Source organism: Micromonospora sp. NPDC048169, from assembly GCF_040652815.1.
In the GTDB taxonomy this organism is placed as follows: Bacteria; Actinomycetota; Actinomycetes; order Mycobacteriales; family Micromonosporaceae; genus Micromonospora.
On record NZ_JBEZMS010000035.1, the window covers coordinates 41,682 to 54,205 of the forward strand.

Here is a 12,524-nt window from a genome sequence, read left to right on the forward strand (position 1 = left end):
ACGGTAAATCGCGCGAAGGTGACGGCTGGCCCATCGGTTACGCTCAGGCCGTTACCCCGCCCGTCGACGACGCCGGGACCCACGCAAGTTCACAGTGCCGCCCCCACCCGGGCGTGTCGCTGGTCGCGCGCGGCCGAAAGGCCGCCGGGACGGAGGTGATCGTGGAGCTCCTGCTGCTCGTGACCGCACGGGCCGGTGAGCCGTCGGCGGTGTTGCCGGCACTCGACCTGCTACCGCACTCGGTTCGCACCGCACCCCGCGACGTCCGCACGCTGGTCTCCGGCCCGACGCCGGACGCCGTTCTGGTGGACGCCCGCTCCGAGCTGAGCGAGGCGCGGGCCACCTGCCGGATGTTGCACGCCACCGGGCTCGGCGTACCCCTGGTCGCGGTCGTCACCGAGGCGGGGCTGATCGCGCTGAACGCGGACTGGGGCGTCGACGACGTGATCCTGGCCGGCGCCGGGCCGGCCGAGGTGGAGGCCCGGCTGCGGCTGGCGGTCGGCCGCCTCAGTAACGCCACCGCCGGTGCCGGCGGCTCGATCCGGGCCGGCGAGCTGAACATCGACCCGGACACGTACGCCGCCAAGCTGAAGGGCCGGCCGCTCGACCTCACCTACAAGGAGTTCGAGCTGTTGAAGTTCCTGGCCCAGCACCCCGGGCGGGTGTTCACCCGGGACCAGTTGCTGCGCGAGGTCTGGGGCTACGACTACTTCGGCGGCACCCGCACTGTGGACGTGCACGTGCGGCGGCTGCGCGCCAAGCTCGGCTCGGAGTACGAGTCGATGATCGGCACCGTCCGCCAGGTGGGCTACAAGTTCGTCGTCCCGCCGTCGCGCTCGCTGCCGGAGTCGGAGCCCGCCCCGCTGCCGGTCTGACCGCCCACGCCCCACCCCGCTAGAGGGCACTTTTCTCGTATGCCCTTTTTGCCCGACAAGTCAGCCATATCCTGGCTGCCGGAATTGTCGGGCTAAGGGGGCGGCGGTGCGTGCGGTGAACACGGGGGCGACGAACGGCCGGTGCCGTTGATGCGGGGCTCAAGGCTGCGCGCCGCCGGGCTCGTGACCGTCGTGCTGGCGGGCCTGCTCGGCTCGGCGTTCGTGCTGGGTCGCAGCCTGGTGCCGGAGCCGCGCCGGTCCGACGCCGGGGTGGCCACCACGCTCAACGGCCCGCGTTACGGCGACCAACCACCCAGCACCGACCTCCCGAGCGGCACGGCAAGCGCCCGGCCGAGCCCCGACGCCGCGCCGGACACCGCCCCGGTCGAGCCCGGCGGCGACGGCCCGTACGGCGCCTTGATCGCCACCGGCTCGTCCCGCGTCGCGCTGACCTTCGACGACGGCCCCGACCCCCGCTGGACCCCGCAGGTGCTCTCGCTGCTGGCCCGGTACGGCGTGAAGGCGACATTCTGCGTCGTGGGCGAGAACGCCGAGGCCTACCCGGACCTGGTCCGGTCGATCGCGGCCGACGGACACACGCTGTGCAACCACTCCTGGAGCCACGACGTCAACCTGGGCAAGCGATCCCCGGCGACGATCCGGGCCGACCTGCTGCGGACCAGGGACGCGATAGTGGCCGCCGCGCCGGACGCGCGGATCGCGTACTACCGCCAGCCCGGCGGGGCCTGGACACCGTCTGTCATGTCGGCCTGCGCCGACCTGGGTCTCACCCCGCTGCACTGGAGCGTGGACCCGTCGGACTGGAGGGCGCCGGGCGCCACCACCATCGAGGCGAGTGTCCGCGCGCAGATGGGTCCCGGCGCGATAGTGCTCATGCACGACGCGGGCGGGGACCGGTCCGGCACCGTCAGCGCGCTGCAGGAACTCCTGCCCGAACTGCTGGCCCGGTTCGAGTTGGAGCCGCTGCCCGCCGGCAGGCCGTGACGAGCGCCACCGACCGCCGTCGTCGTCCACCGCGAGCCACGGCCCGCCGCCCGCTACCGTGACTCAGATGAGCAGCACCGAGCCGACGAGTGGTCCTGCGGCCGACCGGATCGCCTGGGGGGACCGGCTGACGCCGGACGGGATCGCCCGGACGGACCGGCTGACGCCGGACGAGGTCGCCGAGGTGCTGGCGCTGGCCCGCGCCGCCGGTGACGCCGACGGCGCCGACCCCCTCGACGAGCACGTGCTGCTGCGGATGCGCGATCCCGAGGCGCCGGCCGTGCACCTCACCGCCCGGACCTCCGACGGCACCCTCACCGGGTACGCGCACCTCGACACCACCGCACCGGCCGACGGCGTGGGCGTGGAGATGGTGGTGCACCCCGCGTACCGGCGGCGGGGCGCCGGGCGGGCGCTGGCCCGGGGCGTGGTGGACGCCGCGTCCGGGCCGCTGCGCGCCTGGGCGCACGGCGACCACCCTTCGGCCGCCGCGCTCGCCGTCGACCTGGGCTTCTCCCGGGCGCGGGTGCTCTGGCAGATGCGCCGCCCGCTCACCGCCGAGTTGCCGGCGCCGGTCGTGCCGGACGGCGTGACGCTGCGCGCGTTCCGCCCGGGCGAGGACGACGAGGCCTGGCTGGCGGTGAACAACGCCGCCTTCGCCCAGCACCCCGAGCAGGGCAAGTGGACGCTCGACGACCTGCGCGTCCGGATCGCCGAGCCGTGGTTCGACAGTGCCGGTTTCCTGCTCGCCGTCGACTCCGGCACCGGGCGGCTGCTCGGCTTCCACTGGACCAAGGTGCATGAGCAGCAGGGCTCGGCCCGCATCGGCGAGGTGTACGTGCTCGGCGTGGACCCGTCCGCGCACCGGGGCGGGCTCGGCCGGGTGCTGACCGCCGCCGGCCTGACGCACCTGCGCGACGAGCGCGGGCTCGACCGCGTGATGCTCTACGTGGACGAGAGCAACACCGCAGCTGTCGCGCTCTACCAGCGGCTGGGCTTCGCGCGCTGGTCCGCGCACGTCAACTACCAGCTGGGCTGAGCCTTCGCCCGCCCGGGAAAATCGTCACAAAGGCGATGCCGGGGCGCTAGTTCACGAAATGGACAACCCTTCCTCAGCGTACGGCCACCTCGTCGGCTGAACGTGTTCACCGCGCGTTCACTTGCGTCCGGCGAACCGTCCACCTGGCCCTCCTACCTTTCGTGTCAGCCGGTCAGCGCCGGCGCCCGGTACTCCGGGCGACCTGACCAAAGACGTGAAGGGAAACCCCTGAAGTGAAGCTCCAGCGGCACGGCGCCATCGCCTGTCTCGCTCTTACCGCGGTTCTCGGTCTCAGCGCCTGCGGCTCGGACAACAACGAGCCGGCCGGCGCCTCCGGCACCACCGCAGCGGCGGACTGCGCGACGGGCACGCTGAACGCGCAGGGCTCCTCCGCCCAGAAGAACGCCATGGCCGAGTGGATCAAGGCTTACCAGCAGAAGTGCGCCGGTACCACGATCAACTACGAGCCCAGCGGTTCGGGCGCCGGCATCCAGGCGTTCATCGCCGGCACCGCCGACTTCGCCGGCTCGGACTCCGCCCTCAAGCCGGAGGAGCAGCCGCAGGCCGACGCCAAGTGCGTCGGCGGCCAGGCGCTCAACCTGCCCATGGTCATCGGCCCGGTCGCTGTCGTCTACAACATCGACGGCGCGGACAACCTCCAGTTCAGCCCGGCCACCCTGGCGAAGATCTTCGCCGGCAAGGTGACCAAGTGGGACGACCCGGCGATCAAGGCCGACAACCCGGACGCCAAGCTGCCGTCGACCGCGATCCAGGCCGTGCACCGCTCCGACGAGTCGGGCACCACCGACAACTTCACCAAGTACCTCTCCAAGACCGCCGAGGCGGACTGGACGCTCGGCAACTCCAAGGCGTGGAAGGCCCCGGGCGGCGTCGGCGCGGCCAAGTCCGACGGTGTGGCCAGCAAGGTCAAGAGCACCGACGGCACCATCAGCTACGTCGAGTGGTCGTACGCCGAGAACTCCGACCTGAAGATGGCCAAGATCAAGAACGGTAACGGCGAGTTCGTCGAGCTGACCGGCGACTCGGCCGGCAAGACCATCGCCGGCGCCAAGTTCGAGGGTCAGGGCAACGACCTCAAGATGTCGATCGACTACAACACCAAGGAGGCCGGGGCGTACCCGATCGTCCTGGCGACCTACGAGATCGTCTGCAGCAAGGGGCTCGCCGCCGACAAGCTGCCGCTGGTCAAGGGCCTGCTCGGCCACGCCGCCAGCGCCGAGGGGCAGAAGGAGCTCGTCGAGCTGGGCTACGCGCCGCTGCCCGAGACCGTCCGCACCAAGGTCGAGGCCGCGGTCACGAGCCTCTCCTGACGCTCTGACCGACACCTCCTCAACACGAAGCGAGCGAGCAGATGGGTGACACCCCTCACCGCTCGGCCGACGCCGGCACCGGCGGGAACCCCGTGGCCACGAGCCACGAGCGACCCGCCGGTGCCTCGGCGCGTCTGGCCGAGCGCCCCGGTAACCCGGGCCGCCCCGACGGCGGCCTCGGCGGCGGCGGTGCCCTCCCCCGGGCCCGCGCCTTCGGCGCGGAACGGGCGTTCCGCGGCCTGACCCTGGCCGCCGGCACCACGGTCCTGGTGGTCATCGCGGCCATCGCGATCTTCCTCGTCGCCCGGGCCGTCCCGGCGCTGCGGGCCAACACCGAGTCGTTCTGGACATTCGAGGGCTGGTTCCCGAACGACAACCCGCCGCAGTTCGGCATCGGCGCGCTCGCCTTCGGCACCGTCCTGAGCTCGCTGCTGGCGCTGCTCATGGCGGTGCCGGTCGCGCTGGGCATCGCCCTGTACCTGTCGCACTACGCGCCCCGGCGGCTCGGCAACGCCCTGGGCTTCCTGATCGACCTGCTGGCCGCTGTGCCCAGTGTGGTCTTCGGCCTCTGGGGACGGGACTACTTCGCCCAGCCGGTCGCCGACCTGTCCGCGTGGCTGAACAGGTACTTCGGCTGGATCCCCATCTTCGGCGACGGCCCGTACGGCAACTCGATCCTGCTCGGCTCCGTGGTGCTCGCCATCATGGTGCTGCCGATCATCACCTCGCTGTCCCGCGAGGTGTTCCGGCAGACCCCGACCGCGAACGAGGAGGCCGCGCTCGCGCTCGGCGCCACCCGCTGGGAGATGATCCGCACCGCCGTCCTGCCGTACGGCCGGCCCGGCGTCATCGCCGCGGTGATGCTCGGCCTGGGCCGGGCGCTCGGCGAGACCATCGCGCTGGCGCTCACGCTCGGCTCCACGTACGCCATCTCGTTCAACATCCTTCAGAGCGGCGGGAACTCGATCGCCGCCAACATCGCCAACCGGTTCGCCGAGGCGAACGACACCGGCCGCGGCGCGCTCATCGCCTCCGGCCTGGTGCTGTTCGCGATCACGCTGATCGTCAACATCACCGCTCGGGCGATCATCTACCGGCGGCGCGAGTTCACGGAGTCGGCCGCATGACAACCACCCTTACCCCCCGCCGCCCGCGCCCGCCGGCCCAGCCGGCCACGCTGCGGGCGAGACGGCTTCCCGCGTACGCCGCTCCGGCCATCGCCGTCGCGGCGCTGCTGCTCGCGGCGGGCATCGTGTACGGCGCCGGCATCGGCGGCCCGGTCCTGGTCGTGGTGGTCGGCGCGCTGCTCTACCTGGCCGGTCTCTTCGCCGCGGCCAACGCGGTGGAGGGCCGCCGGTCGGCCCGCAACCGGACCTGGAGCGCGTTGATCCACTCCGCGTTCGTGCTGGCGGTGCTGCCGCTGGCGTCGGTGGTCTGGACGCTCGTCAGCAAGGGCTCCGAACGGCTGGACGCCGACTTCTTCGGCACCTCGATGAACAACATCGGGTCGCGGGACGCCAACGGCGGCGCGTACCACGCGATCGTCGGCACCTTGCAGCAGGTGGGCATCGCCACGCTGATCACGGTGCCGCTCGGCGTGCTCTGCGCGATCTACATCGTCGAGTACGGCCGGGGCCGGTTCGCGTTCACCATCCGCTTCTTCGTGGACGTGATGACCGGCATCCCGTCGATCGTCACCGGCCTGTTCGTGCTGGCCTTCTGGGTGTTGATCGTCTCGCCGTGGTTCAACGACGGGCGGCCGGGCTTCTCCGGCTTCGCCGCCGCGCTGGCGCTGAGCGTGCTGATGCTGCCCACTGTGGTCCGCTCCACCGAGGAGATGCTCCGCCTGGTGCCCGCGCCGCTGCGCGAGGGCGCGTACGCGCTGGGCGTACCGAAGTGGAAGACGATCCTGCGCGTCGTGCTGCCGACCGCGCTGCCCGGCATCGTCACCGGCATCATGCTCGCCATCGCGCGGGCCGCCGGTGAGACCGCGCCGGTGCTGCTCGTCGCCGGTGGCGGCGCGGCGATCAACTTCAACCCGTTCGAGAACAACCAGTCGTCGCTCGCCCTCTTCGTCTACCAGCAGGCCGGCGAGGCGTCGAGGTACTCGCCGGCACGGGCGTGGACCGCGGCGCTGACCCTGGTCGCCCTCGTCCTCGTCCTCACCGTGGCGGCGAAGCTGCTGTCCCGCCGCAACCGGCTCGGCCGATGAACCCCGGAGGTACCGCCACCATGGCCAAGCGCATCGAAGCCACGAACGTGACCGCCTACTACGGCGGGTTCAAGGCGATCGAGAGCATCAACCTGACCGTCGAGCCGAAGACCGTCACCGCTCTGATCGGGCCGTCCGGCTGCGGCAAGTCAACCTTCCTGCGGTCGATCAACCGGATGCACGAGGTGCTGCCCGGCGCCCGGGTCGAGGGCAGCCTCACCATCGACGACCAGGACATCTACGACCGGGACGTGGACGTCACGGCGGTCCGCCGGATGATCGGCATGGTCTTCCAGCGGCCGAACCCGTTCCCCACCATGAGCATCTTCGAGAACGTGGTGGCCGGGCTGCGCCTCAACGGCGTGCGGCGCAAGTCGATCCTGGAGGAGGCGGCCGAGAAGGCGCTCCGCTCGGCGAACCTGTGGGACGAGGTCAAGGACCGCCTCGCCAAGCCCGGCGCGGGACTGTCCGGCGGCCAGCAGCAGCGGCTCTGCATCGCCCGCACCATCGCCGTCGAGCCGCAGGTGGTGCTGATGGACGAGCCCTGCTCGGCGCTGGACCCGATCTCCACGCTGGCCATCGAGGACCTGATGTTCCAGCTCAAGGACAAGTTCACCATCATCATCGTCACGCACAACATGCAGCAGGCCGCCCGGGTGTCCGACCGGACCGCCTTCTTCTCGATCGAGAAGACCGGCGACCCGGGCCGCCTCATCGAGTACGACAACACCCAGAAGATCTTCAGCAACCCGGCCCAGAAGAAGACCGAGGACTACATCACCGGCCGCTTCGGCTGAGGGGTGAGGGTCAGCTCAGGCGGAAGCGGGGCTCGGCACCGTCCAGGCCGTCGATGTGGGGCAGGATCGGCGTACCCGGGTCTCGCTCTGCCGCCGCGCGGGCCACGCCAGCGAGGTCGCCCGCGGCGGCGACCTCGGCGAGCGTGACCATGGTGGGCGGCAGCATGGTCAGCTCGCCGGCCTGCGCGCGGGCCAGCGCGTCCGCCGGGCGCAGCCACAGCGTGTGGTCGGCCTCGCCGGAGACGTCCCGGGTCCGCTGCCCGTCGGGCAGAAGGGCGACGAAGAAGTACGTGTCGAAGCGGCGCGGCTCGAACTCCGGGGTGATCCACCTGCTCCACGGCAGCAGCAGGTCGGACCGGAGCGTGAGGCCCCGCCCGGCCAGCAGGTCGGCGAAGCCGACCCGCCGTCCCTCCAGATCCTGCCGGGCCGTCTCCCAGTCGTCGCCGCTCACGTCGCCGACCACAGTGTCCGGGTCCGGCCCGGCGAGCAGCACGCCCGCCTCCTCGAAGACCTCGCGCGCGGCGGCGCACACCACCGCCTGCGCGGCGGACGGGTCGAGCCCGAGCCGCTCCCCCCACGCCGCCGGATCCGGGCCGGCCCAGCCCAGGTGCGCCTCCGAGTCGGAGCGGTCCACCCCGCCGCCGGGGAAGGCGTACATGCCGCCGAACGTCATCGCCGCCACCCGGCGGATCATGTAGACCTCGAACCCGTCGCCCTCCGGACGGAGCAGCAGCACCGTGGCGGCGACCCGGGGCACGGCCGGCACGGCGCCCTCGGCCTGGAACCGGCGGGCGTGCTCCACCAGGGCGGGGGGTGCGGCGAAGCCGTCGATCGTCATGCACCGAGCCTAGTTCCCGCCGGGCCGGTCGGCCCGGGGGCGGCCGGGCGGGGCGGCCGGCGCGGCCGGGCGGGGCGCACGCCGCACTCCCCGAACGCGCCACCTTGTCACGATGCGTAGCTTTCGGCCCCGAGCAACAGACACCCCTCCGCCGCCTTTGCTCTGCAGCCAGATCCGCATCAGCGACCCTCCGTGAAGAGTGCGCATGGGGCTGCAAAGCAAAGGGGGCGGGAGGTATTCAGTCCGGCTCGCGAAAGCGCTGCCCTATGTCCGGTTAGCCGCCTTTAGGCGCCCGACTTCGGCGAGGAACTGGGCAGCACCCGTCACTTCGGGCAGTCTTCACGCTATGTGTTCGCCGGGAAGCGGCATCAGCTCGCCACGCCCGTCGTGATCGGCAGGGTGGAACCGACAGCCCACGCTGGCCACGCGGCGGGCGATGATCGAACGGGCCGCTCTGGCCGCCGCCGACGCCCGCGGCTGAGCGTCCCGACGGGTGGATCACCCTGCCGGCCGCCGAGCCGTAGGGGATAGCGTGCCGGGCATGACGCGTTGGGGAATCCTGGCCACCGGAAACATCGCCGCCCGCTTCGCCGAGGATCTGCGGCTGGTGCCGGACGCCGAACTGCTGGCGGTCGGCTCGCGTACCCGGGAGAGCGCCGAGCTGTTCGCGCAGCGGCACGACGTGCCGCGGGCGTACGCCTCGTGGGCGGAACTGGCCGCGGACCCGGACCTGGACGCGATCTACGTGGCCACCCCCCACGCCGCCCACCACGAGGCGGCGCTCGCCTGCCTGACCGGCGGCAAGGCCGTGTTGGTGGAGAAGCCGTGCACGCTGGACCTGCCGACCACCGTCGAGCTGGTGGAGACGGCCCGAGCCCGAGGTCTGTTCCTCATGGAGGCCATGTGGATGCGGACCAACCCGCTGATCCTGCGCGTGCTGGAGCTGATCCGGGACGGCGCGATCGGTGAGGTCACGCACGTACGGGCGGACTTCGGCGTGGCCGGGCCGTTCCCGCCGGAGCACCGGATGCGGGCCCGTACGCTCGGCGGCGGCGCGCTGCTCGACCTCGGCGTCTACCCGCTGAGCCTGGCCCACCTGGTGCTCGGCGTGCCACAGCACGTGCAGGCCTGGGCGAAGCTGACCCCGGAGGCGGTGGACGAGAACACCGGAATGGTCCTCGGCTGGGACTCCGGCGCGGTGGCGACGCTCAGCTGCGGCATGGTCGGCGCGACAGCGATCACCGCGTCGATCACCGGTACGACCGGCCGGATCGACCTGCCCGAGCTGTTCTTCCGGCCCGCGCACGCGGTGCTGCACCGGGCCGGCGCCGAACCGGAGACCGTTCCGGCGGACCTGACCGGCGGCGGCTACCAGTACGAGGCGATCGAGGTGCAGCGCTGCCTGGCGGCCGGGCTGACCGAGAGCCCGCTGGTGCCCCACTCCGCCACGCTTGAGGTGATGGGCCTGATCGACGACGTCAAGGCCCGGATCGGCGTCTCCTACGCGTGAGGGGTCCCCCGCCACGGCGGGGAACCCCTCGGCGTCAGGTCACTCAGAACAAGGGCCGGACCAGCAGGTACGCCAGGCAGGCGATCGCCGCGGCGGCCGGGAACGTGATGATCCAGGCGATGACGATGTTGCCGGCCACGTTCCAGCGCACCGCGGATAGCCGTTTCGTCGCGCCCACACCCATGATCGCCGAGGTAATCGTGTGGGTGGTGGAGATCGGCGCCTTGAGCACCAGCGCGTTGAAGTAGAGCACCGCGCTGGCCACGGTCTCGGCGGCGAAGCCCTCCGCCGGGCCGAGGTCGATGATCTTCCGGCCGAGCGTCCGGATGATCCGCCAGCCACCCGCGTACGTGCCGGCGGCCAGCATCGCGGCGGAGGTCCAGAAGACCCAGCCCGGGATGTGGGTCTTGCTCTCCTGGAAACCACCGGTGTAGAGCGCCAGCACGATGATGCCCATGGTCTTGGCGGCGTCCTGCATGCCGTGGCCGACCGACATGGCGGCGGCGGAGGCGGTCTGCGCCCACCGGAAGCCACGGCTGAGCTTGCCCGGCTGCCCCTTCCGGAACAGCCACATGATCGCCAGCATCATCAGGAAGCCCAGCACCAGGCCGACCACCGGCGAGAGCACCATCGGGATGAGGACCTTCTCGATGATGGTGGCCCACTGCACGATGCCGTCGGCGGCGAACAGGGTCGCGCCGACCAGGCCGCCGAAGAGCGCATGCGACGACGAGGACGGCAGGCCGAAGTACCAGGTGATCAGGTTCCAGATGATCGCACCGAGCACACCGGCGAAGACCACGCCGAGGCTCTCCACCCCGGTCGGCAACGTCACCAGCCCGTCGCCGACGGTCTTTGCCACCCCGGCGCCGAAGTGCGCGCCGACGAAGTTGCCGACGGCGGCCAGCGCGAGCGCGATCCGGGGGGTCAGCGCCCGGGTCGAGATGCTGGTGGCGATCGCGTTCGCCGCGTCATGGAAGCCGTTCGTGTAGTCGAACGCCATGGCGACCGCGATCACCGCCAGCACGGCGATGAGTTCGGGACTCACTGGCTCAGGACTCCTTGACCGCGATGGTCTCGACCGTGTTGGCCACGTGCTCGAAGGCGTCGCAGGCGGCCTCCAGCTCGTCGGCCACCTCCTTCATCTTCAGCACCGTGAGCGCGTCGTACTCGCCGGAGAAGAGACGTACGAGCAGCATCCGGTACGCCTGGTCGCCGTCGTTCTCGAGCCGGTTGCACTCGATCCAGTAGTCCTCGAGATCCTTCATCGACTTCAGCCGGGGCATCGCCTCGGCGGTGAGCTTGGCCTGCAGGTCGAGCACGTTGACCAGCTCGTGCAGCTCGCGTGGGAGCGACGGGAGCTTGGTCAGGCCGTACAGGTAGAGCAGGTTGCCGACCGCCTCCAGGTGGTCCATCACGTCGTCGAGCAGCGAGCCCAGCCGGTAGATGTCCTCGCGGTCGAACGGCGTGATGAACGTGGAGTTGATCTTCTTGTACAGCTCGTGCGTGATCTGGTCGCTGTCGTGCTCGATGTCGGTCAGCCGCTCGCTGATCGACTGCACGTCGGCGCCGGGCAGGCCCAGCTCGTTGAGCAGGTCGGTCCCCTTCACCAGGTTCTGCGCGGCCCTGGTGAAGAGCTCGTAGAAAGCGCCCTCGGTGGGACGGAAGGAAAACTTCACAGCACGGACCTCGTCGTGTCGGTGGAAGGGTGGCCGTCGCCCTCCGGGGCGTCTGCATTGCGCATGCTAGGGACCGCGTCCAGGCGGCTTTCGATCGGCCCACCCGTGGTCAAGCCCGATTCACCGCTCGTTCATCTTCCGTTCACCTGATCACCCGCCGAGTTGGTTCCGTAACCGGTCACGCTCCCGTTCAACGTCGAAATCGGCAGGCGGATACCCCAGATCCAACCCGTCGAACGTCTCACGCAGCAGGTGGGCGACCGCCCAGTCGCGATACCACTTGCGGTCCGCCGGCACCACGAACCAGGGCGCGGCGTCCGTGCCGCACCGCTCCATGGCCTCGGCGTACGCCGCCTGGTAGTCGTCCCAGCGGGCCCGGGTGTCCAGGTCACTCGGGTTGAACTTCCAGAACTTCGTCGGGTCGGTCAGCCGCTCCATCAGCCGCTCGCCCTGCTCGGCGTACGAGATGTGCAGCATGACCTTCACCACTGTGACCGCCTGCTCGGTCAGCTCCCGCTCGAAGTCGTTGATGACCTCGTACCGGGATCGCCAGGTCGCCTCGTCGACCAGCCCTTCGACCCGGGCGATGAGCACGTCCTCGTAGTGCGAGCGGTTGAACACGCCCACATATCCGGGTGGCGGCAGTGCCCGGCGCACCCGCCACAGGAAGTCGTGCCGCAACTCCTCCTCGGTCGGCGGCCCGAACGAGCGGATGTGCAGCCCGAGCGGGTTCATCGCGCCCGCCACCCGCTTGACGGTGCCGTCCTTGCCGCCGCAGTCCATCGCCTGGAGCACCAGCAGCACCCGGCGCGGCCGGTTCCCGTCCAGTCCGGCGTCCGCCTGAGCCGGCGCGCTGGTGGCGCTGCCCGGACCGGCGGCGCCCTGCGCCGAGGCGTACAACATCTCCTGCTGCCGCCCCAGTTCCCCGCCGACCAGTTCGACCTGGGCCCGCGCCCACTCCTTGCGCCCGGGCCCGCGCCCGGCCGCCGCCGGCAGACCCGGCGTGGACCGGGGATCGATCGCCGCCAGATCCACCGCCCCGGACCCCACCCGCAGCAACTCCCGCATCCGCCCGCCCTCGGGCCCCACCACCTCACTCATCCCCCGATCCTCACCCCCTCGGGCCATTCCCGCCCGCCCACCCCGTCGATCTTGCGGTTGCGGCCCCCGACACGCCCGGAAAGCGCCGTTTGTCGGGGCAGAAAGTGCAAGATCGACGGGGTGGGCGGGGCGGGGCG

12 protein-coding genes are annotated in these 12,524 nt (G+C 71.3%); 8 read left to right on the plus strand and 4 right to left on the minus strand.

The features are described from left to right. Positions 1-155: 155 nt before the first annotated feature. From AB0D28_RS24315 to pstB, 7 genes are all read left to right on the plus strand, one after another. Positions 156-875, plus strand: a complete 720-nt coding sequence (locus AB0D28_RS24315) for a response regulator transcription factor (protein WP_176722767.1) — start codon at positions 156-158, stop codon at positions 873-875. Positions 876-1,025: 150 nt separating this feature from the next. Further along, a complete protein-coding gene (locus AB0D28_RS24320; protein ID WP_357389258.1) occupies positions 1,026-1,880 on the plus strand; it encodes a polysaccharide deacetylase family protein in 855 nt (284 codons plus the stop codon). Positions 1,881-1,947: 67 nt separating this feature from the next. Beyond that, positions 1,948-2,919 (plus strand): mycothiol synthase, encoded by a 972-nt coding sequence (gene mshD / locus AB0D28_RS24325; RefSeq protein WP_357389260.1) that lies wholly within the window; start codon positions 1,948-1,950, stop codon positions 2,917-2,919. 233 nt (positions 2,920-3,152) lie between these two features. Then, positions 3,153-4,250: a phosphate ABC transporter substrate-binding protein PstS gene (pstS, locus tag AB0D28_RS24330; protein WP_357389262.1), complete on the plus strand. Its 1,098-nt coding sequence runs from the start codon at positions 3,153-3,155 to the stop codon at positions 4,248-4,250. A gap of 41 nt (positions 4,251-4,291) precedes the next feature. Beyond that, positions 4,292-5,377 carry a phosphate ABC transporter permease subunit PstC gene (gene pstC / locus AB0D28_RS24335; RefSeq protein WP_357389264.1) on the plus strand — a complete coding sequence of 362 codons (1,086 nt, stop codon included), beginning with the start codon at positions 4,292-4,294 and terminating at the stop codon, positions 5,375-5,377. Then, a complete protein-coding gene (gene pstA / locus AB0D28_RS24340) occupies positions 5,374-6,462 on the plus strand; it encodes a phosphate ABC transporter permease PstA (protein WP_357389266.1) in 1,089 nt (362 codons plus the stop codon). The genes pstC and pstA overlap by 4 nt, the downstream gene beginning before the upstream one ends. 20 nt (positions 6,463-6,482) lie before the next feature. Beyond that, positions 6,483-7,259 (plus strand): phosphate ABC transporter ATP-binding protein PstB, encoded by a 777-nt coding sequence (gene pstB / locus AB0D28_RS24345; protein ID WP_357389268.1) that lies wholly within the window; start codon positions 6,483-6,485, stop codon positions 7,257-7,259. Between the two features lie 10 nt (positions 7,260-7,269). On the opposite strand, the gene AB0D28_RS24350 is transcribed toward pstB, so the two are convergent. Beyond that, positions 7,270-8,097: an NUDIX hydrolase gene (locus AB0D28_RS24350; RefSeq protein WP_357389270.1), complete on the minus strand. Its 828-nt coding sequence runs from the start codon at positions 8,095-8,097 to the stop codon at positions 7,270-7,272. 541 nt (positions 8,098-8,638) lie between these two features. On the opposite strand from AB0D28_RS24350, the gene AB0D28_RS24355 reads away from it, so the two are divergent. Next, complete coding sequence (locus AB0D28_RS24355; protein ID WP_357389272.1) at positions 8,639-9,607, plus strand: Gfo/Idh/MocA family oxidoreductase; 969 nt, start codon at positions 8,639-8,641, stop codon at positions 9,605-9,607. Between the two features lie 43 nt (positions 9,608-9,650). On the opposite strand, the gene AB0D28_RS24360 is transcribed toward AB0D28_RS24355, so the two are convergent. From AB0D28_RS24360 to AB0D28_RS24370, 3 genes are all read right to left on the minus strand, one after another. Further along, positions 9,651-10,655: an inorganic phosphate transporter gene (locus AB0D28_RS24360; protein WP_357389274.1), complete on the minus strand. Its 1,005-nt coding sequence runs from the start codon at positions 10,653-10,655 to the stop codon at positions 9,651-9,653. A 4-nt stretch (positions 10,656-10,659) separates the two neighbouring features. Further along, entirely contained in the window at positions 10,660-11,286 is a 627-nt protein-coding gene (locus AB0D28_RS24365) for a DUF47 family protein (RefSeq protein ID WP_030504473.1), read from the minus strand. 150 nt (positions 11,287-11,436) lie between these two features. Beyond that, positions 11,437-12,387 carry a PPK2 family polyphosphate kinase gene (locus tag AB0D28_RS24370; RefSeq protein ID WP_357389276.1) on the minus strand — a complete coding sequence of 317 codons (951 nt, stop codon included), beginning with the start codon at positions 12,385-12,387 and terminating at the stop codon, positions 11,437-11,439. Positions 12,388-12,524 lie beyond the last annotated feature (137 nt).